The following is a 23,586-nucleotide window of genomic DNA, read 5'->3' on the forward strand; positions in this document are numbered from 1 at the left end:
CACTACGAAAACCATCGCGAAAGCGAGTTTTGATAGGAAATTTAAGAGTATGAGCACTATCGAAGAACGCGTTAAGAAAATTATCGGCGAACAGCTGGGCGTTAAGCAGGAAGAAGTTGTGAACTCCGCTTCCTTCGTTGAAGACCTGGGCGCAGATTCTCTTGACACCGTTGAGCTGGTAATGGCTCTGGAAGAAGAGTTTGATACTGAGATTCCGGACGAAGAAGCTGAGAAGATCACCACCGTTCAGGCTGCCATTGATTACATCAACGGTCACCAGGCGTAAGTGAACATCTCCAGGCGGTCATTCGACCGCCTGAGTTTTATCTTTTTTAGTCCCACGAATCTCTTTTTTTATCCCTCCCTGGAGGACAAACGTGTCTAAGCGTCGTGTAGTTGTGACCGGACTTGGCATGTTGTCTCCTGTCGGCAATACCGTAGAGTCCACCTGGAAAGCTCTCCTTGCCGGTCAGAGCGGCATCAGCCTAATCGACCATTTCGATACTAGCGCCTATGCAACGAAATTTGCTGGCTTAGTAAAGGATTTTAACTGTGAAGAGATCATCTCGCGCAAAGAGCAGCGCAAGATGGATGCCTTCATTCAATATGGAATTGTCGCTGGCGTTCAGGCCATGCAGGATTCTGGCCTTGTGATTACGGAAGAGAACGCAACCCGTATCGGCGCCGCTATCGGCTCCGGGATTGGCGGTCTTGGCCTGATCGAGGAAAACCATACATCCCTGATGAATGGCGGCCCGCGTAAGATCAGTCCGTTCTTCGTTCCGTCCACGATTGTTAATATGGTGGCAGGTCACCTGACCATCATGTTCGGCCTGCGTGGGCCAAGCATTTCTATCGCCACCGCCTGTACGTCTGGCGTACATAACATCGGCCAGGCCGCGCGCATTATTGCGTACGGCGATGCAGATGCTATGGTTGCCGGCGGTGCTGAAAAAGCCAGTACCCCACTGGGTGTCGGCGGTTTCGGTGCGGCCCGTGCGCTCTCTACCCGCAACGATAATCCACAGGCGGCAAGCCGTCCGTGGGATAAAGACCGTGATGGCTTCGTGCTGGGCGACGGTGCGGGTATGATCGTACTGGAAGAGTACGAACACGCGAAAAAACGCGGTGCGAAAATTTATGCTGAAGTCGTTGGCTTTGGTATGAGCAGCGATGCGTATCACATGACGTCTCCTCCGGAGAACGGTGCAGGTGCTGCGCTGGCGATGGAAAACGCGATCCGTGATGCGGGTATTACTCCAGCTCAGATTGGCTACGTCAATGCGCACGGCACATCTACACCTGCAGGCGATAAAGCGGAAGCTCAGGCGGTTAAGTCTATCTTCGGCGAGTCTGCCAGCCGCGTACTGGTGAGCTCCACGAAATCCATGACCGGTCACCTGTTGGGTGCGGCGGGTGCAGTAGAGTCAATCTACTCCATCCTTGCGCTGCGCGATCAGGCTGTTCCACCAACCATCAACCTGGATAACCCGGATGAAGGTTGCGATCTGGACTTCGTTCCTCACGAAGCGCGACAGGTTAGCGGAATGGAGTATACCCTGTGTAACTCCTTCGGCTTTGGCGGTACCAACGGTTCTCTGATCTTCAAGCGTGTCTAGCAGATCCTGAAGCTAAAAAAAACGGAGCGCATTGCGCTCCGTTTTTTTTCACTTGATCACTGGTACGTAAAGGTGAGCTGAACGAACGTCCTGAACTCGCCTGCCGTTACCATTCCCGTCGGGGTATACATTCGTGCAGAAAGCGGGAATACCGCACGGCGACTGGTACCATCGATATTCACCGCCAGCTTGCCCGCGGGCGGGATCTCCTTGAGATGATCACGGGTCATAATCTGGAGCGCCATACCCGTTGCACTGCCTTGTGCGTTGGCAAATTTCGTGCCGTCATCTTGATCGGCATTGCCGCTGAACAGTGCGGTCACCTGCGTGGTTGAGAGAGGGCAGCCTGAAAGCGTGAGCTCAAAGTCCTGCCACTCGCTGGTATTGCCAACCTTCGTGTAGTCAACGGCGCGAGCCTGATCAAATGTGACGGTCTGTTCTTTGGTGCCCGTATCTACCGTACAGGCGGAAGCGACGACGGTTCCGCTTAAATTAATATCGGCAGCGTACACTGCATGCGTTCCACTGACTGCCAACAGACAAGCAAGAGCAAGAAGCCGTTTAGTTTTTTGTTGCGCCATTGTCCTGTCCCGACTTACTGGTAGGTAAAGGTTGCCTGCACCTGGCCAACGATAGTCCCGGGCAGTACGTTGCCGGTTGATACGGCGCGAGCGCGCATGGCAAGGTCATAGCTGTGAGACGCGGGAATCGCAACGTTTTGCAATGTTGCACCATTCTTGTAGGCGGTATTACTGGTGCTGTCCGTCAGCTCCAGTTTCAGGTTGGTGGCCGTTCCCGTGTTTTTATAATAATTCCCGTCGGTGTCAGCGGTACCGGCAAAGGCGACGCTGAAAGAGGTGGTCGAGGCGGGGCAACCGGTGAGTCGAAGCGTGACGTCTGTCCATGCCGTGGCGCTGCCGCTGGTTGCCAGCGAATCCGCCTGTATATTATCGCCTAAGTTAACGGCCAGAGATTCGTTGTTGCCATTCACGACGCAGGGAGAAGCAACCACTTTACCCGTAATATCAATATTGACCGCATGGCTGGCCGCAGAGAACAATCCGCTACAGGCCAGTAAACCGATAATCATCTTCTTTCCATATATGATTTGCATAAATAATCCTTATTAGTTGTAGATCATTTTGAGTTCAATCGCTGATTTGACGTTTCCAGCCGTAACGTTTTCGGCATCGTCAACGTAATAAGCGACTTTGAAGTCGGGGATTTTGTAATCACCCGAGCCGTTATAGTCGTTTAACGGCACGGGTCCGTTGACAATATGTGGTGACCCATCAGCATTCTGTACCTGGATAAACACATTTTGCGCATAGCCTTCGCCACTCACGGTATTCATCACACCGTTTGCAGCATCGTGGGTACCGTATACGGCCGAGAAGTTATAGGAGATCCCGTCAACGGCTCCTGGACAATTCGTTAGAGAAATGGATGGCGACGCGGTAGCCAACTGCGCCCCATTTTTAAGGACATTGCCGTAAAGCGTAGGTAGACTGATTTCAGTCGGCGCGCTGACTGAACATGCACCCACTGTAGGCTGCGTGCTTATTCCGGCCATAATAACGCCTGACATTTCAGCGGTACCTTCGCCATCCAGGTTATGGACATTAAGGGTCACCGTCGGCACTGAGGTAATGCGGCCCGCAGGCACCTTATCTAACAGTCTGACGAGCCGGTACTGCAAATGGTAGTAAGTTGATACCCACTTACCGCTGGTAACGGCAGTGAGGTCGAGCCGATAATTAGGCGCCGTTGTGGTTTCTGCTGGCGTAAACCCGCTCATACCGGGTACAACTTTAAACTGGATACCAATCCCCGGGTTATTTGTTACCCATGAGACGCCATCACCGCTCAGCGTGCCATTAACAGAGAGCTCCATATAGGAATGGTTACCTTCACTGCTGTTGACTTCATAATGGATAGAACCCGAGTCGTGCCAGTTGCTGCTGGTTTCACCCACTGCAGCGGGAACGGTGAAATCATCAAGGTCATAAGTCATCACATGGAAGTTAACGACCGAAAAATAGTCAGCATGGGCGGGGATTATGGCGAAAAAGGTGCTCATAATCATCGCGGTGAATATAGATAGCTTCTTCATTGCTTGAGTCTCTCTATTGGCAGGTGGCATTGAGTTCAATCACGCCGCTTGCCGGGGTCTCTTCCGGAAGACGGTAGCTGACGCTGCACTGTTCTTTTGAAGCATTACCCCATTTCAGCAGCAAGGAGCCCTTCTGCGGCATGCCGGTTAAATAAACCTGCCCGCTGTCGCCAACAATGTTCCCTGACGCATTGTCGGAAGCGGTCACCATCGCCCCAAACGGTACGGGTTCGCCATTGCTTCGAATCAGCGTCATCAGTACGCGTTTACCGACACGCGTATCAAAATGCGCACGGACGATTGCACCGCGGGTAGGGGTGATCTTCTGGCTGGATAGCTCTACGTCAGCACTCTCTGGCAGAGTGGCGGTATCCAGCGACAGCGTGGATTCCCGGTACGGCGTCACATAAGGGACGACCGTGTAACCACGAAAGTCGGTTCTGACCCCCGTCTGGTTACTCACCGAGACGCCGTTCGCGCCAGGGGCTTCCACCAGCGCGGCTGTTTCACCCAGCGCCTGGCTCAGCGTCACACCATGGGCATGGGCAACAATGCCGCCCTCAATGCCGTAGTTAACACGCTTCTGGTCGTGGTCGTAGCTGTAGGCGCTATTCACCCGGGCATAGGTGCCCTGATAATCCAGGCTGGCATAGCCACCGTTGCCTTCACCGTGGTTGGTTTGACTCTCCTGAACGTTCCAGTTGAGGTTGCGATCCTCGAGCAGCGACCCGTTCAACCCGACGTTATGGCTGGTATCGCCGCGCTTGCTGGTATTCAGGCTGTAAGTGGCGTAGCTGTTGCTCAACCAGCGATCGAGCGGTACGGTAATACTTAACGAGAAAATCTGGTCCTCGTCGTAAATTTTATCGTTCTCCGAATCGGTCGTGTTGCGGTTATAGCTGTAGTTAAGGTTGTAGGTGATGCCTGACCAGCTGTTGCTATAGCCAACGCCGATCGAACGCATTTTCCGATCGCTGTTCCAGTAGTCTTCGCTCATCGTCGTTAATGACAGTGAGCCAAGTTTCTCACCAATATTCTGGTTCAGGAGAAACTCGGCGCGGTTACGTCGGCGATCGTTATTTGTGCGCCACGCGTCGTCACGCCAGGTATCCAGCACTTCAGACAGGGTGTAATAGCCTGAGGTAGAATAGCGGTATCCGGCGATAGAGATGTTTGTCCCCGTTTCCAGAATGTTTTTACTGTAGCGAACGCGCCATGACTGGCCGCTCTCTTTATCCTGATCCTTCTGGCTGGACCATGCCTGCGTGCCATCAATGGATACCGCGCCAATCGTACCGAAGTTCTTACCAACACCACTGAGCAGAGACTGATAGTGCTGCGAGAACTGACCGCCTCCATATACCGTAAACCCGGCCGGCAGACCGTAAATGGCAGTAGCCTGGGTAAACATCTCTTTGTCGATATCGCCATCATAGGGCCGATATTGACCGCTGGTCAGACTGAACTTAACGCGTCCTTCGCGCTGCAGGACGGGTAATGAGGCGAATGCAACGGTCTGGTGCTGTTCGCTGCCGTCAGCCTCTTTGATCGTGACATCAAGATCGCCGCTGCTTCCTGTCGGGTACATATCGGTGATTTCAAAGGCACCGGGCGAGACGTAGCTCTGGTAGATGGTGTAGCCGTTTTGCTTAATAATCACCTGAGCGTTCGTGCGGGCGATGCCACGCACGACCGGCGCGTAGCCGCGCAGGCTGTCTGGTAGCATGTCATCATCAGACGCGAGCTGCGCGCCGCGAAATGGCACGCTGTCGAACATGTCCGACGGCGCGTTGCTGTCCCCGACGGTCAGCTGGCTTTTTAGGGAAATAATGTTGCGCTGTGCGTAGGTGTAGATGGAATCCCAGCTTTCCTGTGTGTCGCTGCCGTTAGTGCTGCGGTTCCAGGTACTGTAGTTACGGATACGCCACGGCCCCATGTTGAGTCCCGGCCGCAGGCTCAGGTAGTAGTTATCAGAGTCAGGTATTTCACTGCGTCGGCCTTGCGTATTATCGCCGCTGAAGTTGTAGTTAAGCAGCAGGGCATTAATCCCTTCATCAAGCTGCTCGGGTGGTACATAGCCTCGCGCCTGCGCGTTGATAGCCGCCTGTGGCAAAGAAAGCTGCAACTGCTGGCGTTCGAAAATAAATTTGGCGCTAGCCTGAGGAATGACGCTTAAATCGGCGCAGCTGCCCGTAAGGGCAGGGAACTGTTCGAGGCGTACACCCAGCTCACGTAACATCTCTGTGCTCAGACACGGCTGAAGTGAACTGTTGCCAGCGGCGTCTTTTTTCAGCGCGAATGCGATGTCGCGTGTGCCGAATACGGTGTTATTGAGAACCACGTCAACACGGTAGGTGCCTGGCATCTGGCCAACGCCTTCCTCAAAGGCAGACAGGTCGGTCAGGTCTTTGCCCGGGCCGTCAATCCCCAGAAGTGCCGGGTCAAAGTATTCACGGGCCATTGCGCTATTACATAGCGGCAGGGCGCACTGCAAGGCGATAAAGCAGGCAAGTTGACTCAATGTCATTGTTTTTTTGTATGCGTCTGCATGCATCCCGATATCCTTTCGGTAATGGTGTTAGAGGCGCGCGCGATGCTCGTCGCCGACGGAACCAAAATCATCAATCAATGTCCAGGTCACATCCCCGCTGGCATTGATGGGAAGGGTGAAGCTGGCTGAGCTCATCGGTGCAACATAGGTAGCGTCCGTTACCACGCCGGTCCCGACCTTGAGCTTGCTAAAGTTCATGTAATACGCCGTGGGATTGGTCACCGTGAGTGTGTTTCCACTGCGCTGCCAGCGGAGCTTGCCGGTGAGCGCTTCCGGTTGCTGCGTTAAGGATGTCGGGCGGTAGATCAGCTTGATTCGCGTTTTAACCGCAATTTGCAGGGTGTTGGCGTTGTCCTGCTTTTCGGTGGCCGGAATGGATTTAATATTCATCCAGTAAAGCGATTCGCGATCTTCCGGCAGGTTGCCACCCGTACGTATGATGCGCAGCGTGTTTTCCTGGCCAGATCCAAGGCGAAAGAGCGGCGGAGTCACCATGAAGGGGGATTTATCCGCGCTGTTTTCACCCGCATCACTCCACGACTGAATGAGATAGGATGATTTATCAGGGTTTTTAACGCTAAGAGAGGTCTCTTTTTTATCGCCGTTATAGATAACGCGCGTTCCACCGACAATAACGCCAGCCTGCGCTGACGCCGTAACGGTAAGCACGGTTGCGGCAATATAGGGGATGTATTTATTCATGGCATTACCTTAAAAATAAAGCCGGAGCACCTCCGGCTTTATGCGTTTCATATTACGGACAAGCCGTTTTCAGCAATTAGTTATAGGTCAGCGTAAAGTTGACGGAACCATTCGCGCTCCCGCCAGTGACTGCCGCTTTGGTTGCAATATAGCGAGCGAAGAAATCGAGTTTGGTTGACTCAGGTGCAGTTGTGCTGCCTTTAATGTTGATGGCTTTAGACGCGGTACCGAGCGGCAGCGCCGTGCTGTCAGCATTCAATAACTGAATTGCAACGCCGTCGGCAACACCGGTAGTGCCATAGCCCGTGAGCTGCAGATAGTCATTGTTGAGGGTATCAGGTGTACCGTCATACTTAACGGAGACCGGTTTGCCCAGCAGGTCTGCCGGGCAGCCACTTAACACCAGTGAAAATTTGGTGGTGGCTGCGGTGTCACCGGCGGCAGCGAATGCCGTTTTTGCCACTTCACCCATTTTCACAGACTGTGGGTTGGTGACGCTGCTGTCGACCTGGCAGCCTGCCTCAATAATTTTACCCGTGAAGTTGACGGTACCGTCCTGTGCCATCGCTGACGATGCCATACCCATGGCGGTAAGCAGTGCCGCAGCAGCCAATTTTCCTTTCATTTCAGAAGTTCCTTTCTTGGTTTATTTTCTTTGCGAATATTAAGCAAGCTCACCCGGGGGTAAACTTGCTTAATACATAATGACATGTTATTTCATCTGCAAAGTCTTGTTGCATCCGTTAATTATTTGTCAGGAGTATATTTATTTGTCGCTTTGTTAACCATAAACTTAATTTAAAAAACAATTTTAATTTTACTAAATTCATTTTTGATATAAATAATAGGGCTGTATTTTATTTGTTGTTTTTATTTCGCAATAAACTATTTTTCCCTTCACGGTGACGTTTAAGCGGCGTCATTTGCAATAAAAAATATTAATATTCAGAAACATCTATTCGATTCCTGCATGCAAAAAGCTTGCGATGCTGTCCTTCACCTGACACTCTGGTACGCCTGTGTACGGAGGGCCCCATGTTTCTGATTAATGGTGAAGTGATTGATAAACTGGCAGCAAACGATCGTGCAGTTCAGTTTGGTGACGGCTGTTTCACCACTGCACGTATTGATGCCGGAAATGTGGTGATGTTAGCGCGCCATCTGGCTCGCCTTCAGGACGCCTGTACCCGACTGGCTATCCCGTTTCAGGACTGGGAATTACTCAGTGACGAAATGCGTCGCCTGGCACAGCCTCATGCGGAGGGCGTCCTGAAAGTGACGATCACCCGCGGGGCGGGGGGGCGAGGTTACAGTACGGCAGGGTGTCAGCATCCAACGCGCATCCTTCATGTTTCCCCTTATCCTTCTCACTATGTCCGCTGGAAAGCGGACGGCGTGACGCTGGCGCCCAGCCCGGTACCACTCGGGCGTAATCCTTATCTGGCGGGTCTCAAGCATCTGAATCGCCTTGAACAGGTCCTAATTCGTACTCATCTTGAACAGACGGACGCCGATGAGGCGCTGGTCCTTGACAGCGAAGGGTTCATTACGGAATGCTGTGCGGCTAATTTGTTCTGGCGACAGGGCAGGAACGTGTTCACCCCCGCGCTGGATCAGGCTGGCGTGAACGGCATAATGCGCCAATTTTGTTTGCAGCAGCTGGCACACTCTGACTTTCACGTTGTCGAAGTTAACGCAAAGGAAGAGGTGCTACAGACTGCTGATGAAGTCATCATTTGCAACGCGCTGATGCCTGTTGTGCCCGTTCGCGCCTGTGGCCAGCTACGCTGGTCGTCGCGCGAGCTGTTTCAGTTTTTAGCCCCGATATGTGAGCAAACCAGATAGTCATGAAAAAAATGTTGCGCTTTGTCCTTCTCCTCATTGTTGCGCTGGGCGTTGCTGGCGGAGCAGGCGTATGGAAAGTTCGCCAACTGGCGGACAGCAAGATCCTGGTTAAAGACGAAACGATCTTTACCCTGAAAGCGGGAACCGGCCGCCAGGCGCTTGGGGAACAGCTCTACGGTGATAAAATTATCAATCGTCCACGGGTATTCCAGTGGTTATTGCGTGTGGAGCCTGAACTGTCACATTTCAAAGCCGGTACCTATCGCTTTACGCCGGGAATGACCGTCAGAGAGATGCTGCAGCTGCTGGAAAGCGGCAAAGAAGCACAGTTCCCTCTGCGATTTGTTGAAGGGATGCGACTGAGTGATTACCTCAAACAGCTGCGCGATGCGCCGTATATCAAACATACCCTGAAGGATGACAGCTACCAGACGGTGGCCGACGTGCTCAAGTTTGAGCATCCCGAATGGGTGGAGGGCTGGTTCTGGCCAGATACCTGGATGTACACCGCCGGCACGACCGATGTGGCGATCCTGAAGCGGGCGCACAAAAAAATGGTCGCCGCCGTGGATGCGGCCTGGGAAGGGCGAATGGAGGGGTTACCCTATAAAGATCAAAACCAGTTTGTCACCATGGCCTCGATTATCGAGAAAGAGACCGCCGTTGCCGCCGAGCGCGATCGGGTGGCGTCAGTATTTATCAACCGTCTGCGCATTGGCATGCGCCTGCAAACCGACCCTACCGTCATCTACGGCATGGGCGAGAGCTACATGGGCAAGATCTCCAGAAAAGATCTGGAGACGCCAACGGCGTATAATACCTACGTGATTAGCGGTTTACCGCCTGGTCCGATTGCCACGCCGAGCGAAGCGTCGCTGAAAGCCGCCGCGCATCCGGCGAAAACACCGTATCTCTATTTTGTGGCAGATGGAAAAGGGGGACACACCTTTAACACTAACCTTGCCAGCCACAATCGCTCTGTTCAGGACTATCTGAAGGCACTTAAGGAAAAAAATGCGCAGTAAATACATTGTCATTGAGGGACTCGAAGGGGCGGGTAAAACCACCGCCCGCAACGTGGTGGTGGATACGCTCAACGCGCTTGGCGTGGCGGACATGGTATTTACCCGCGAGCCGGGCGGCACGCAGTTGGCTGAAAAGCTGCGCAGCCTGGTGCTGGATATTAAATCCGTTGGCGATGAAGCGATCACAGACAAAGCCGAAGTGTTAATGTTCTACGCGGCGCGCGTACAGCTGGTTGAGACGGTGATCAAACCTGCCCTGGCCGATGGCAAGTGGGTTATCGGCGATCGTCACGATCTGTCGACTCAGGCGTATCAGGGCGGAGGACGCGGTATTGACCAGACCATGCTGGCAACGCTGCGCAATGCCGTACTGGGGGATTTTCGCCCCGACCTGACGCTCTATCTGGATGTGACCCCGGAAGTGGGTCTTAAACGCGCCCGCGCGCGCGGCGAACTCGACCGCATTGAACAAGAGTCGTTTGATTTCTTTAACCGCACCCGTGCGCGCTATCTTGAGCTGGCCGCACAGGACAGCTCCATTCGTACCATCGATGCAACGCAATCCCTGGATGAGGTGACGCGTGACATTCAGCAAACCGTGACGCAGTGGGTGCAGGAGCAGCAGGCATGAAATGGTATCCATGGTTGCGCCCGCACTTTGAACAGCTGATCGGCAGCTATCAGGCGGGGCGGGGGCATCATGCGTTACTGATTCAGGCATTGCCGGGAATGGGCGATGATGCATTGATTTATGCCATCACCCGTTTTCTGATGTGCCAGCAGCCGGAAGGGCATAAAAGCTGCGGCAAATGCCGCGGCTGTCAGCTGATGCAGGCGGGCACACATCCTGACTACTACACGCTTGAGCCGGAGAAGGGGAAAAGCGCGCTCGGTATCGATGCCGTGCGGGAAGTCAGTGAAAAATTGTACGAACACGCGCGACTGGGCGGCGCTAAAGTGGTCTGGCTTAAAGACGCCACGCAGCTGACCGAGGCGGCAGCTAACGCCCTGCTGAAAACCCTGGAAGAGCCGCCGGTAAAAACGTGGTTTTTCCTCTCGTGCCGTGACCCGGGACGCTTGCTGGCGACGCTGCGCAGCCGCTGTCGTCTTCATCACCTTGCTGTGCCTCAGGAATCGTGGGCGCTGAGCTGGCTGGAGCGAGAGGTGACAACGTCACCTGAGAGTGCGCTGTCCGCCTTGCGCTTGAGCAGTGGCGCGCCCGCAGCGGCGCTGGCATTGCTGCAGCCTGACGTATGGTCACAGCGAGAAACGCTTTGCCGGGCCGTCGAAATGGCACTCAATAACCACGATTGGCTAAGCGTATTGCCTGCGCTTAACAGCGATCAGGCCGTTGAGCGCCTGCACTGGCTGGCCTCGTTACTGCTGGATGCCCTCAAACTTCAGCAAGGAGCAACGCTGCTGACCAACCCGGACGCGTGGACACTGGTGAATACGCTGGCGAACCGCCTCTCAGGGACGATTCTTCATGCGATGCTTCATGAAATTTGCCAGAGCCGAGAACAGCTTTTAACCGTGACGGGTCTTAATCGCGAGCTTTTACTGACCGACCAGTTACTGCGTATTGAACACTACCTGCAACCCGGCACCACACCGCCGGTTTCCCATCTCTGAGAGAGACATTATGTTTTTAGTCGACTCACACTGCCATCTTGATGGCCTGGATTATCAATCCCTGCATAAAAACGTGGATGACGTGCTGGAAAAAGCCGCCGCCCGCGATGTGAAATTCTGTCTTGCGGTAGCGACGACGCTGCCGGGCTATCGCACGATGCGCGAGCTGGTGGGCGTTCGCGATAACGTGGTGTTTTCCTGCGGCGTACACCCCCTGAACCAGGATGAAGAATATGACGTTGACGATTTGCGTCGTCTGGCGGCGGAAGAGGGCGTGGTGGCAATGGGCGAGACTGGGCTGGACTATTTCTACACGCCGGAAACCAAACCGCGCCAGCAGGCGTCCTTCCGCAACCATATTCGCATTGGCCGCGAACTGAACAAGCCGGTTATCGTCCACACCCGCGATGCGCGTGCGGATACCCTGGCGATCCTCCGGGAAGAAAACGTGACGGATTGCGGTGGCGTACTACACTGTTTCACAGAAGACAGAGAAACGGCGGGTAAACTGCTTGATTTGGGGTTTTATATCTCGTTTTCCGGGATTGTGACGTTCCGTAACGCTGAGCAGCTGCGTGATGCTGCACGTTATGTTCCGCTCGATCGCATTCTGGTAGAGACCGATTCTCCCTATCTGGCACCGGTTCCGCATCGCGGTAAAGAGAACCAGCCCGCGATGACGCGAGATGTGGCTGAGTACATGGCCGTCCTGAAGGGCGTCAGCATTGAAGAGCTGGCCCGCGTGACGACAGAAAACTTCTCCACGCTGTTCCATATTGACCCTGCCCGCCTGCAATCTGTCTGATACACCTGTTTTTTTTAGGCTCGTAATTAATAAATAAACCGAGTAAAGTTCACCGCCTCATTTGGGGCGGTGATGCTGTTTTTAGACACATCTGGACATGCTTTTTGTAAATAACTGAAAGTTTTTCGACCGTCTTAAGCTGAAACGTGATAGCCGTCAAACAAACTCAGAGGGAATTATTTTACTCTGTGTAATAAATAAAGGGCGCTTAGATGTCCTGTCCACGGCACGGTACTCCCCCCGGGCCAATGCGTGAAAGCGTAAAAAAAAGCACAAATACTCAGGAGCACTCTCAATTATGTTTAAGAATGCATTTGCTAACCTGCAAAAGGTCGGTAAATCGCTGATGCTGCCAGTATCCGTACTGCCTATCGCAGGTATCCTGCTGGGTGTCGGTTCTGCTAACTTCAGCTGGCTGCCAGCCGTAGTGTCCCACGTGATGGCCGAAGCAGGCGGTTCTGTCTTTGCTAACATGCCACTGATCTTCGCGATCGGTGTGGCTCTGGGCTTCACCAATAACGACGGCGTATCTGCGCTGGCTGCAGTGGTTGCTTACGGCATCATGGTGAAAACCATGGCTGTGGTTGCGCCGCTGGTTCTGCATTTACCGGCAGAAGAGATCGCTGCGAAACACCTGGCAGACACCGGTGTTCTCGGCGGTATCATCTCCGGTGCGATTGCAGCGTATATGTTCAACCGCTTCTATCGCATCAAGCTGCCTGAGTACCTGGGCTTCTTCGCGGGCAAGCGTTTCGTTCCGATCATCTCTGGTCTGGCAGCGATTTTCACTGGCGTGATCCTGTCCTTCATCTGGCCACCAATCGGCTCCGCTATCCAGACCTTCTCTCAGTGGGCTGCTTACCAGAACCCGGTTGTGGCGTTTGGTATCTACGGCTTCATCGAGCGTTGCCTGGTGCCATTTGGTCTGCACCACATCTGGAACGTTCCATTCCAGATGCAGATTGGTGAATACACCAACGCAGCAGGTCAAGTATTCCACGGCGATATCCCACGTTACATGGCGGGCGACCCAACTGCAGGTAAACTGTCTGGTGGCTTCCTGTTCAAAATGTACGGTCTGCCAGCAGCGGCGATTGCTATCTGGCACTCTGCGAAGCCAGAGAACCGTGCAAAAGTGGGCGGTATCATGATCTCCGCAGCGCTGACCTCGTTCCTGACCGGTATCACCGAGCCGATCGAGTTCTCCTTCATGTTCGTTGCGCCGATCCTGTACGTTATCCACGCGATTCTGGCGGGCCTGGCGTTCCCAATCTGTATTCTGCTGGGTATGCGTGACGGTACGTCCTTCTCTCACGGCCTGATCGACTTCATCGTTCTGTCCGGTAACAGCAGCAAACTGTGGCTGTTCCCAATCGTCGGTGCGTGCTATGCCGTTGTTTACTACACCATCTTCCGCGTGCTGATTAAAGCACTGGACCTGAAAACCCCAGGCCGTGAAGATGCGACAGAAGACAGCAAAGCGGGCGCGACCAGCGAAATGGCTCCTGCACTGGTTGCCGCGTTCGGTGGTAAAGAGAACATCACTAACCTGGACGCGTGTATCACTCGTCTGCGTGTGAGCGTTGCTGATGTCGCGAAAGTAGACCAGCCGGGTCTGAAAAAACTGGGTGCAGCTGGCGTAGTTGTTGCAGGTTCGGGTGTACAGGCGATCTTCGGTACTAAATCCGATAACCTGAAAACCGAAATGGATGAGTACATCCGCAACAACTAAGTTGTGACCCTGGGGAGACTAAGGCAGCCGAATGGCTGCCTTTTTTATTTGTGCTGTTTGTCATGCCCGGCGGCGCTGCGCTTACCGGACCTACGAAATGCAAATGTAGGCCGGGTAAGGCGTAGCCGCCACCCGGCTTAACACTCAGAAGTCGTAGCTCGCGCTCACCGAGACGTTCAGCGGCGCGCCATAAACCACATAAGAGCCGACGTAATCGTAATACTCTTTGTCGAACAGGTTGTTGACGTTCGCCTGAACAGCAAAATCTTTGGTGACCTGATAACGGCTGAACAGGTTAACCAGCCCGTAGCTGCCTTGCTCCGCGCGGGTACGGCCAGCCGGCGCGCCATCCACATCCGTCCACACCTTGTTTTGCCAGTTCACGCCACCGCCCACGGTCAGTTCCGGCAACATTGGCAGTTGATAACGGGTGAACAGCTTCATGGTTGTACGCGGCTGATCGGAGCTGACGGCGTTGCCATTCTTATCTTCCGCAATGTAGCGGGTCGCGCCGAAGGTCAGTTGCCAGTTATCGGTCAACGCGCCGTTCAGCTCGAACTCAATCCCTTTGCTCACTACGCCGTCCAGCGATTGGTAAATTGACTCACCGCTCGGCATATAGGTATAGGTATTGCTTGCTACGTTATCCTGCTCAATGCGGAATATTGCCAGCGAGGTGGTAAGACGGGTATTGAACCAGTCTGCTTTCACACCGGCTTCGTAGCTTTTGCCCGTAGTAGGGTCGAGATAGCGTCCGCTGGCGTCCCGCTTGTCCTGGGGCTGGAAGATAGAGGTATAGCTGACGTAGGTCGACCAGTCTTCATTGATGTCGTAGACCAGGCCCGCGTAGGGCGTTACGTCATCTTTGGTACTTTCCAGACGGGTGTCCGGGGAGCCCGCAGGGTTATAGCGGATGTTATAGTTGGTATAACGTGCGCCGAGGATCAGATGCAGCGGATCGGCCAGCGAGAAGCGGGCGGAGGTATACGCTGAGGACTGGCGAATGTCGTCCTGGCTGTAGAGTTTCCACGGCGTCCACTGCGGGTCGGCAATGTTACCGTTCCAGTTCTTAAAGTTACCCACATCAACCATGCCGTAAACCGCGTCAGGCATTGAGTTGTCGTAATGGTTACGCTGACGACTGAAGCTGCCGCCGAACATCATTTCGTGCTGACGGCCGAAGAGATCGAAATCGCCGCGCAGGAAAGCGTCCACGGCATCCTGTTTCCGTTCGCCACGGTTCCAGCCGCCGTAGCCAACCATGCCTGCACCGGTCTCTTTATCCGGATAGCCGGACATATACATCAGCTTAGAGTCGAAGTTGGTTTCAGCATGCATGCCGTTAATGTGTGCTTCCCAGCCATTATCGAAACGCTGAGTCAGGTTAGCGAAGATGCGGGTGCTGTCTTTATCAGACCAGGCCCAGTCAGGCGCGACGGTCTGGCTGCGACTGTAATCGGTCTTACTTCCGTCACTGTACCAGGTCGGGAGTCCGCCCCAGGTTGGGTCGGCGGTATGGCTTTCCTGATATTCGTATCCCACCGAGAGGGTGGTGCTGTCGGTGACGTCCGCATCCATCACGCCATAGAGGAATTTCTTTCGGTAGTGATAGTTATCCATGAAGCTGTCGTTGTCCTGATAACCTGCGATCATCCGGCCCCGTAGCTTACCTGACTCCACCAGCGGCGCCTGGAGATCCAGCACGTAGCGCTGCTTATCCCAGCTGCCATAGCTGGCCGAAACATTGCCTTTGAATTCATTGCTGTCCGCATGCTTACGCACCATGTTGACGTACGCTGCCGGGTTGCCCGTACCGGACATCAGGCCGGTGGCACCGCGGACCACTTCGATGCGGTCATAAATCGCCGTATCGGCGGCGGTATCACCAAAGTTCCACACTTCGCTGATGGAGGTTGGCAGGTCGTCATAGGCGTAATTACTGACGAAAAATCCGCGCGAGTAAAACACGGTACGGTCGCTGTCCTGCACCTGCGCTGTTACGCCCGTGGTGTTGGTTAACACCTGGCCGATGGACTGCAGGTTCTGATCGGCCATGCGCTGCTGGCTAATCACGCTGACGGACTGCGGGATATCGCGGGGAACCAGCAACAGCTTCGTGCCGGTGGTGGTGGTTTTGACGCTGTAATCCCGCTCCTGACTTGCAGAAGGATCCTGCGTTTGGTCAAAACCGCCATCAACAATAACGGTATCTTCGGCTGTTGATGCAGCGAAAGCGGTGGCTGGCGTCAGTGCCATAGCAATGCAGACTGCCAGCAACGAAGGCGTTGCGACAGGCTGACGTTGCCCATCCCTGGTGTGATGAATGAAAGACATGATTAAACCCTTATGAACGATGAAGAGGGTATGCGTCAGTCCCGCGGACGCGGGCTGGCGTCGTTTTCTATGTTAAAAATGCGCATGAAAATGCAAATGCGAAATATACGCATTGCTATTAATGCTGTAAACAGATGTGTCGACCGGAACTGAAATAATGTTTCAGCCCATTAAGGCCCGCGAGCGGTCACTCTTCACTCAGCTGATAAACATTAAGGAAAGAAATCGAGGGAGGAGGTTGAAAGGACAGGAGAAACTCGCTCATACTCTTGAATTGTGTCACGCCCTCATCCAGAGCGTGTGTTAACAGCGGACGCATCGCGCCTGATTAATCAAAAAAGGAATAGGTCATGGCTGAAGAAACGATTTTCAGTAAAATTATTCGTCGCGAAATTCCGTCGGATATCGTCTATCAGGATGAACTGGTAACGGCTTTTCGGGACATTTCCCCTCAGGCTCCGACGCACGTCCTTATCATTCCCAATATTCTGATTCCGACCGTAAACGACGTAAAAACCGAGCATGAAGTGGCATTAGGTCGTATGCTGACGGTGGCCGCGAAAATCGCCGAACAGGAAGGGATTGCAGAAGACGGTTACCGTCTGATCATGAACTGCAACCGTCATGGCGGCCAGGAAGTCTATCATATTCACATGCATCTGCTGGGTGGACGTCCTCTGGGGCCGATGCTGGCACATAAAGGTCTTTGACATGCGTAAAGGGCGTATTGCAGCGCTGGTAATGACGATGATGATTGTGGGGTGCAGTTCGCGCCCGGCGATCCCCGTGAACGATGAACAGACGCTGGTGATGGAATCCTCCGTGCTTGCCGCGGGCATCACGGCGCAACAACCCGCGCTGACCATCAGTGAAATCAATTCATCAGCCTCCTCTACGCTCTTTAATGAAAGACATGAACCCGTGACGGTCCACTACCGTTTTTTCTGGTATGACGTAAGAGGTCTCGAAATGCATCCGCTGGAGGCGCCGCGCAGCGTCACCATTCCGGCCAGATCGTCGGTAACGCTCTATGGCAGCGCCAACTATCTGGGTGCGCATAAGGTGAGACTTTATCTTTATCTCTAAGGGGTGAACCTTGATTAAAAACTTGAGCCGCTATGCGCTCGTGACAGCTTTCGCGCTGTTCCTGGCGGGGTGTGTGACCCGAACTGAACAGCCAGCGCCTGTGGAAGAGGCGAAACCGGGCACTGAACAGCCGACACAGCCAACGCAGCCGCAGCCAACTGTGCCGTCCGTACCGTCTATACCGGCACAGCCAGGTCCGATCGAGCATCCGGACCAGACGTCGCAGCCCACGCCGCGCGTGCGCCATTACGACTGGAACGGCGCAATGCAGCCCATGGTCGGCAAAATGCTGCAGGCACAGGGCGTGACGGCAGGTAGCGTGTTGCTGGTTGATAGCGTGAACAACCGTACCAACGGTTCGCTGAACGCGGGCGAAGCGACTGAAACGCTGCGCAACGCCCTGGCAAACAACGGTAAGTTTACGCTGGTCTCGGCTCAGCAGCTCGCGGTAGCCAAACAGCAGCTGGGCCTGTCGCCGCAGGATAGCCTCGGCACACGCAGCAAGGCGATCGGCATTGCCCGTAACGTTGGTGCACAGTATGTGCTGTACTCTAACGCCACCGGTAACGTGAATACACCGGCCCTGCAGATGCAGCTGATGCTGGTTCAGACAGGCGAAATTATCTGGTCAGGTAAAGGTGCGGTTACGCAACAATGACAGCACGCGTGAAGAGATTCTGACGCGCTATTTTCCTCAGTACCGCCTTATCGCGCCGCAGGCCCACTCCGGGCTTGGCGGCGCGAGTTGCATTATAGCGCAGGGCGAGCGACGTCTGGTCTTGCGGCAACATCACGACCCCTATGCGCCTGCCTCCCATTTCCGTCGTCAGTTTCGCGCCCTGAGGCGTCTTCCGTCAGATCTCGTGCCTGCCCCCCGTTTTTTCAGAGAGAGCTGGATGGCCGTCGACTATCTGGACGGTGACGTGAAAAGCGCGCTGCCGGACACGCCGGCGCTCGCGGCGATGCTGTATCATCTGCACCGGCAGCCACGTCTGGGATGGCGAATCACGTTATACCCGCTGCTGGAACGCTACTGGCAGCAGGCCGCGCCTGACAGACGCACCCCAGTGTGGCTGGCGCATCTCAAGCGGTTGCGTAAAACGGGCGAGCCGCAGTCGATTCGGCTCTCGCCGCTGCACATGGATGTTCATGCCGGAAATATTGTGCATACGTCAGCGGGCATCAGGCTCATCGACTGGGAATATGCCGGAGATGGCGATGTGGCGCTGGAGCTGGCGGCAGTCTGGACGGAGAGTGACGCTGCGCGGCAGACGCTGATCAGGGACTACGCCGAGGCGGCACATATCAACGCCGACGCGCTGAGCCGTCAGGTTAAACGCTGGCGGCCCTGGGTCGTCATGTTAATGGCTGGCTGGTTTGAAATGCGCTATCAGCAGTCCAGAGACAAACACTTTATTGCGCTGGCAGACGATGCCTGGCGTCAGTTACAAACGAAAGGATAAGAGAGGTGGATGTGGGTCCAGTCATGTTGGATGTAGAAGGGTTTGAACTGGATGCGGAGGAGCGTGAAATTCTGGCGCATCCGCTGGTGGGTGGTCTGATCCTGTTTACCCGCAACTATCACGATCCGGCGCAGCTGCGTGAGCTGGTGCGTCAGATCCGCGCCGCGTCGCGCAATCATCTGGTGGTCGCCGTCGATCAGGAAGGCGGCCGCGTGCAGCGTTTTCGCGAAGGGTTTACCCGCCTGCCGGCGGCCCAGTCTTTTGCCGCGCTGCTCGGCACGGAAGAGGGCGGGAAACTGGCGCAGGAGGCCGGCTGGCTGATGGCCAGCGAAATGATTGCCATGGATATCGACATCAGTTTTGCCCCGGTTCTGGACGTGGGGCATATCAGCGCCGCCATTGGCGAGCGCTCGTACCATGACGATCCGCGCATTGCGCTGGCCATGGCGACCCGGTTCATTGACGGCATGCACGATGCCGGGATGAAAACCACCGGCAAACACTTCCCGGGCCACGGGGCGGTGACGGCGGACTCACACAAAGAGACCCCGCGCGATCCGCGCCCGGAAGCTGAAATTCGCGCCAAAGATATGTCGGTGTTCAGGTCGCTTATCACTGACAACAAGCTGGATGCCATCATGCCTGCGCACGTGATTTACAGCGACGTTGACCCGCGCCCTGCCAGCGGCTCTCCGCACTGGCTGAAAACCGTTCTGCGTCAGGAACTGAGCTTCAATGGCGTGATCTTCTCTGACGATCTGTCGATGGAAGGGGCGGCGATTATGGGCAGCTACGCTGAACGCGGTCAGGCGTCGCTGGATGCAGGTTGCGATATGATCCTGGTCTGCAATAATCGTAAAGGTGCCGTGAGCGTGCTGGATAACCTGTCGCCGATCAATGCAGAGCGTGTTACACAATTGTATCATAAAGGTTCATTTAGCCGTCAGGAGCTGATGGATTCGGCGCGCTGGAAGACGGTCAACGCCCGGCTTGAAGACCTGAATGAGCGCTGGCAGGCACATAAAGCCAGCCTGTAAACCCTCCCGGAAGGCGTAGCGTGGTGAGAAGACGATGATCATCTATTTACACGGTTTTGACTCAAACAGTCCTGGTAATCATGAGAAGGTGCTGCAGCTGCAGTTTATCGATCCGGATGTACGGTTGATCAGCTACAGCACGCGCCATCCGAAGCATGATATGCAGCATCTGCTCAAAGAGGTGGACAAGATGTTGCAACTCAACGTCGACGATCGCCCGCTGATTTGCGGCGTGGGGCTGGGCGGTTACTGGGCAGAGCGGATTGGCTTCCTGTGTGACATCCGTCAGGTGGTATTCAATCCCAACCTTTTCCCGAACGAAAACATGGAAGGCAAAATCGACCGCCCGGAAGAGTATGTCGATATTGCGACCAAGTGCGTCAGCAATTTTCGTGAGAAAAACCGTGACCGCTGTCTGGTGATCCTGTCGCGTAACGATGAGGCGCTCAACAGCCACCAGGCTGCAGAACTTCTGCATCATTACTATGAGATCGTCTGGGACGAAGAACAGACCCACAAGTTCAAAAACATCTCCCCACACCTGCAGCGTATCAAAGCGTTTAAAACGCTGGGTTAATCCTCTGTTTGCAGGCATCAAAGCCCGGCACGCGAAAGCGTGCCGGGCTTTCTTTTTGACCAGAATTGTCTACTTTTAAGCCATCAAAACTTGATGCATATCAATTTTGGTATGACCAATGCGCCTGACGTGGTATTCTCAATGCACCTGAATGGTTTCAGTGCTGTAACCTGTTGTTAATTAAGGGTTATTTTTATAACTTTTAATTAACAATTGGTTAATAATTTGAGGGGGTCACGTTGACTACGCCATTGAAAAAGATAGTGATTGTAGGCGGTGGTGCTGGCGGGCTGGAGCTGGCGACACAGTTGGGTAAGAAGCTGGGTCGCGGTAAAAAAGCCAAAATCACGCTGGTGGATCGTAACCACAGCCACCTGTGGAAACCGCTGCTGCATGAAGTGGCGACCGGCTCTCTGGACGAGGGCGTGGACGCGCTCAGCTATCTGGCACACGCGCGCAACCACCATTTCCAGTTCCAGCTGGGCTCGGTGGTGGACATCAACCGTGAAAGCAAAACCATCACTCTGGCAGAACTGCGTGATGAAAAAGGGGAGCTGTTGGTTCCTGAGCGCAAGCTGCCATATGACACGCTGGTCATGGCGCTCGGCAGTACCTCCAACGACTTCAACACGCCGGGCGTGAAAGAGCACTGTATCTTCCTCGATAACCCGCACCAGGCGCGTCGTTTCCATCAGGAAATGCTGAACCTGTTCCTGAAGTACACCAGCAATATGGGTGCGAACGGTAAGGTGAATATCGCCATTGTTGGCGGCGGTGCGACGGGCGTTGAGCTGTCTGCGGAGCTGCACAATGCGGTGAAACAGCTGCACAGCTACGGTTACAAAGGATTAACGAATGAAGCACTGAACGTCACGCTGGTCGAAGCCGGTGAACGCATTCTGCCTGCGCTGCCTCCGCGTATTTCCGGTGCGGCGCACAATGAACTCACCAAGCTGGGCGTGCGGGTGCTGACGCAGACTATGGTGACCAGCGCCGACGAAGGCGGCCTGCACACCAAAGACGGCGAGTATATCAAAGCGGATCTGATGGTCTGGGCGGCCGGTATCAAAGCGCCTGACTTTATGAAAGATATCGGCGGCCTGGAAACCAACCGCATTAACCAGCTGGTCACGGAGCCAACGCTGCAAACCACGCGTGACCCTGAAATCTTTGCTATCGGTGACTGCGCCTCCTGCGCCCGTCCTGAAGGTGGATTCGTGCCGCCGCGCGCGCAGGCCGCACACCAGATGGCAAGCCTGGTCCTGCACAACATTCTGGCGCAGTACAAAGGCAAGCCAATGAAGGCCTATGTCTACAAAGACCATGGTTCTCTGGTGTCTCTGTCAAACTTCTCTACTGTCGGCAGCCTGATGGGTAACCTGATGCGCGGCTCGATGATGGTAGAAGGGCGCATTGCCCGCTTCGTGTATATCTCCCTCTACCGTATGCACCAGATTGCGCTGCACGGCTACTTCAAAACCGGGCTGATGATGCTGGTGGGCAGAATCAACCGCGTGATCCGTCCGCGTCTGAAGCTGCACTAATCTTTCACTCCCTCCGGGCTCTCCGGAGGGAGTTTTTAGCATTTCATGCTGTAGATCACAGATTGAGCGCTTAAGAGTTCTCCTAAATACAATATATCTCCTCTGAACGTCCCTTTTTTGATCCTTTATCTGATTGGCGAAGCCGTGCCTCCATTGCAAAATTGTTACCAATAGCAACAAAGGAGGAAGTCCCGTGAATAAATCAATGTTGGCGGGTATAGGGATTGGCGTCGCGGCTGCGTTAGGTGTGGCTGCCGTTGCCAGTCTCAACGTATTAGATCGCGGCCCGCAGTATGCGCAGGTGGTTTCTGCTACACCGATTAAAGAAACGGTAAAAACGCCTCGTCAGGAGTGCCGTAACGTCTCCGTGACGCATCGTCGTCCGGTGCAGGATGAAAACCGTATCGCCGGTTCTGTTCTGGGCGCGGTAGCGGGTGGCGTGATTGGTCACCAGTTCGGCGGCGGCCGGGGTAAAGATGTGGCGACCGTGGTCGGCGCGCTGGGTGGCGGCTATGCCGGTAACCAGGTGCAGGGCGCGATGCAGGATAACGATACCTACACCACGACTCAGCAACGCTGCAAAACCGTCTATGACAAGTCGGAAAAAATGCTGGGCTATGACGTGACGTACAAAATTGGCGATCAGCAGGGCAAAATCCGCATGGACAAAGACCCTGGCACGCAAATTCCACTGGATGGAAATGGTCAGCTGGTTCTGAATAACAAAGTGTAAAAAAGATGTTCTCTGAATTTAGCTCCTCATGCGCTCAGGCTGAGGAGCTTTTTTTTGCTTTAGATTTTGAGGAGCTCAGGCCACAGCCGCAGCGTGGTTTCGCTAATATTCTGCAGTTTTTCCAGCGTTGCCCCTTCACGGGCGCTGATCGACATCCCCTGCAAAATACAGCTCAGGTATTGTGCCAGCAGTTGGGGGTTGCACTGCGCAGGGATTTCACCGCGCTGCTGGCGCTGTGCCAGAAAGGCGCTTAGCGTCTCCTCCTGCATCGCATGACGCGATTTCACCGTATTGGCAATCTCTTTCGAGGACGCCGCCAGGGTGGCAGAGGTGTTAATCATAAAGCAGCCCGCAGGCGTATCTTTACTGGTGAAGCAGGTCGCGACGGCGGTAAAGTAATCCCGAAGCGCCTGTTCGACGCTTTTCTCTTCACAAAATAGCTGGGCTTCATGTTTCGCCGCAAAACGCGAAATGTATCTGTCCAGCACCGCCCTGAACAGCCCCTCTTTATTGGTAAATTCGGCATACAGCGTCGGCGCTTTGGCTCCGGTAGCTTCTACCAGATCGGAAAGCGAGGTTGCTTCATACCCATGTTGCCAGAAGAGAGTCATGGCCTTATCAAGCGCTGCATCCCTGTCAAACACTTTTGGTCGGCCACGGCTTTTCTTCGCACAACTCGTGACGTCGGTTGTCATGTGCCGTTGGTCCTCTGTTGGTTTGGTGAATAACCATTATAAAAATAAACGCAACCCACCACCAGTGCTGAATGCTTAAAAATATATTAATCA

General features: G+C 54.4%; 24 protein-coding genes. 16 read left to right on the forward strand and 8 right to left on the reverse strand.

All coding sequences use genetic code 11. The features are described 5' to 3' along the window. Positions 1-49: 49 nt before the first annotated feature. The gene (gene acpP, locus F3J31_RS09305; RefSeq protein ID WP_003857954.1) at positions 50-286 is read left to right on the forward strand and encodes an acyl carrier protein; all 237 of its coding nucleotides are present in this window, start codon (positions 50-52) and stop codon (positions 284-286) included. Positions 287-377: 91 nt separating this feature from the next. Then, positions 378-1,619 carry a beta-ketoacyl-ACP synthase II gene (fabF, locus tag F3J31_RS09310; RefSeq protein ID WP_167212691.1) on the forward strand — a complete coding sequence of 414 codons (1,242 nt, stop codon included), beginning with the start codon at positions 378-380 and terminating at the stop codon, positions 1,617-1,619. Between the two features lie 56 nt (positions 1,620-1,675). Here the strand turns inward: fabF and F3J31_RS09315 are convergent, their stop codons facing one another. The 6 genes from F3J31_RS09315 to F3J31_RS09340 form a co-directional block, all read right to left on the reverse strand. Then, the gene (locus tag F3J31_RS09315; RefSeq protein ID WP_167212694.1) at positions 1,676-2,200 is read right to left on the reverse strand and encodes a fimbrial protein; all 525 of its coding nucleotides are present in this window, start codon (positions 2,198-2,200) and stop codon (positions 1,676-1,678) included. Between the two features lie 14 nt (positions 2,201-2,214). Further along, positions 2,215-2,733 (reverse strand): fimbrial protein, encoded by a 519-nt coding sequence (locus tag F3J31_RS09320; RefSeq protein ID WP_167212696.1) that lies wholly within the window; start codon positions 2,731-2,733, stop codon positions 2,215-2,217. Between the two features lie 12 nt (positions 2,734-2,745). Next, entirely contained in the window at positions 2,746-3,732 is a 987-nt protein-coding gene (locus F3J31_RS09325; protein ID WP_240152756.1) for a fimbrial protein, read from the reverse strand. Between the two features lie 13 nt (positions 3,733-3,745). After that, on the reverse strand, positions 3,746-6,286 hold the full coding sequence (locus F3J31_RS09330; RefSeq protein WP_167212699.1) for a fimbria/pilus outer membrane usher protein: 2,541 nt from the start codon (positions 6,284-6,286) through the stop codon (positions 3,746-3,748). A 24-nt stretch (positions 6,287-6,310) separates the two neighbouring features. Continuing rightward, positions 6,311-6,985: a molecular chaperone gene (locus F3J31_RS09335; RefSeq protein WP_167212702.1), complete on the reverse strand. Its 675-nt coding sequence runs from the start codon at positions 6,983-6,985 to the stop codon at positions 6,311-6,313. 76 nt (positions 6,986-7,061) lie between these two features. Continuing rightward, entirely contained in the window at positions 7,062-7,610 is a 549-nt protein-coding gene (locus F3J31_RS09340) for a fimbrial protein (protein ID WP_167212705.1), read from the reverse strand. A 410-nt stretch (positions 7,611-8,020) separates the two neighbouring features. Here F3J31_RS09340 and pabC point away from each other — a divergent pair, with 410 nt between their 5' ends. From pabC to ptsG, 6 genes are all read left to right on the forward strand, one after another. Then, a complete protein-coding gene (gene pabC / locus F3J31_RS09345; RefSeq protein ID WP_167212708.1) occupies positions 8,021-8,830 on the forward strand; it encodes an aminodeoxychorismate lyase in 810 nt (269 codons plus the stop codon). A 2-nt stretch (positions 8,831-8,832) separates the two neighbouring features. Then, on the forward strand, positions 8,833-9,855 hold the full coding sequence (gene yceG / locus F3J31_RS09350) for a cell division protein YceG (protein ID WP_167212711.1): 1,023 nt from the start codon (positions 8,833-8,835) through the stop codon (positions 9,853-9,855). Continuing rightward, positions 9,845-10,486, forward strand: coding sequence for a dTMP kinase (gene tmk, locus F3J31_RS09355; protein ID WP_167212714.1), 642 nt, complete (start codon positions 9,845-9,847; stop codon positions 10,484-10,486). Before yceG ends, tmk begins: the two co-directional genes overlap by 11 nt. Next, complete coding sequence (gene holB, locus F3J31_RS09360; protein WP_048027447.1) at positions 10,483-11,487, forward strand: DNA polymerase III subunit delta'; 1,005 nt, start codon at positions 10,483-10,485, stop codon at positions 11,485-11,487. Before tmk ends, holB begins: the two co-directional genes overlap by 4 nt. Before the next feature lie 10 nt (positions 11,488-11,497). Next, entirely contained in the window at positions 11,498-12,292 is a 795-nt protein-coding gene (locus F3J31_RS09365) for a metal-dependent hydrolase (RefSeq protein ID WP_045910206.1), read from the forward strand. Between the two features lie 298 nt (positions 12,293-12,590). Then, on the forward strand, positions 12,591-14,024 hold the full coding sequence (ptsG, locus tag F3J31_RS09370; RefSeq protein WP_167212717.1) for a PTS glucose transporter subunit IIBC: 1,434 nt from the start codon (positions 12,591-12,593) through the stop codon (positions 14,022-14,024). 144 nt (positions 14,025-14,168) lie between these two features. Here ptsG and fhuE read toward each other — a convergent pair whose 3' ends face one another. After that, complete coding sequence (gene fhuE / locus F3J31_RS09375; protein ID WP_167212720.1) at positions 14,169-16,358, reverse strand: ferric-rhodotorulic acid/ferric-coprogen receptor FhuE; 2,190 nt, start codon at positions 16,356-16,358, stop codon at positions 14,169-14,171. 350 nt (positions 16,359-16,708) lie between these two features. Here fhuE and hinT point away from each other — a divergent pair, with 350 nt between their 5' ends. The 8 genes from hinT (at position 16,709) to F3J31_RS09415 (ending at position 22,798) form a co-directional block, all read left to right on the forward strand. Further along, complete coding sequence (gene hinT, locus F3J31_RS09380) at positions 16,709-17,068, forward strand: purine nucleoside phosphoramidase (RefSeq protein WP_008500786.1); 360 nt, start codon at positions 16,709-16,711, stop codon at positions 17,066-17,068. Between the two features lies 1 nt (position 17,069). Beyond that, positions 17,070-17,444: a YcfL family protein gene (locus tag F3J31_RS09385; RefSeq protein WP_045910208.1), complete on the forward strand. Its 375-nt coding sequence runs from the start codon at positions 17,070-17,072 to the stop codon at positions 17,442-17,444. A 10-nt stretch (positions 17,445-17,454) separates the two neighbouring features. Beyond that, entirely contained in the window at positions 17,455-18,102 is a 648-nt protein-coding gene (gene lpoB / locus F3J31_RS09390) for a penicillin-binding protein activator LpoB (RefSeq protein WP_045326975.1), read from the forward strand. After that, positions 18,083-18,907, forward strand: coding sequence for a thiamine kinase (gene thiK / locus F3J31_RS09395; protein WP_167212723.1), 825 nt, complete (start codon positions 18,083-18,085; stop codon positions 18,905-18,907). Before lpoB ends, thiK begins: the two co-directional genes overlap by 20 nt. A gap of 11 nt (positions 18,908-18,918) precedes the next feature. Beyond that, complete coding sequence (gene nagZ / locus F3J31_RS09400) at positions 18,919-19,944, forward strand: beta-N-acetylhexosaminidase (RefSeq protein WP_167213165.1); 1,026 nt, start codon at positions 18,919-18,921, stop codon at positions 19,942-19,944. A 34-nt stretch (positions 19,945-19,978) separates the two neighbouring features. Next, on the forward strand, positions 19,979-20,521 hold the full coding sequence (gene ycfP / locus F3J31_RS09405; protein ID WP_167212726.1) for an alpha/beta hydrolase YcfP: 543 nt from the start codon (positions 19,979-19,981) through the stop codon (positions 20,519-20,521). A gap of 239 nt (positions 20,522-20,760) precedes the next feature. After that, positions 20,761-22,065: an NAD(P)/FAD-dependent oxidoreductase gene (locus F3J31_RS09410; RefSeq protein WP_008500780.1), complete on the forward strand. Its 1,305-nt coding sequence runs from the start codon at positions 20,761-20,763 to the stop codon at positions 22,063-22,065. A gap of 193 nt (positions 22,066-22,258) precedes the next feature. Then, positions 22,259-22,798: a glycine zipper 2TM domain-containing protein gene (locus F3J31_RS09415; RefSeq protein ID WP_008500779.1), complete on the forward strand. Its 540-nt coding sequence runs from the start codon at positions 22,259-22,261 to the stop codon at positions 22,796-22,798. 59 nt (positions 22,799-22,857) lie between these two features. On the opposite strand, the gene comR is transcribed toward F3J31_RS09415, so the two are convergent. Beyond that, positions 22,858-23,493 (reverse strand): TetR family copper-responsive transcriptional repressor ComR, encoded by a 636-nt coding sequence (gene comR, locus F3J31_RS09420; protein ID WP_028015740.1) that lies wholly within the window; start codon positions 23,491-23,493, stop codon positions 22,858-22,860. Between the last annotated feature and the right edge of the window lie 93 nt (positions 23,494-23,586).

The organism is Enterobacter sp. Acro-832 (assembly GCF_011752745.1).
Taxonomy (GTDB): Bacteria; Pseudomonadota; Gammaproteobacteria; order Enterobacterales; family Enterobacteriaceae; genus Enterobacter; species Enterobacter quasiroggenkampii.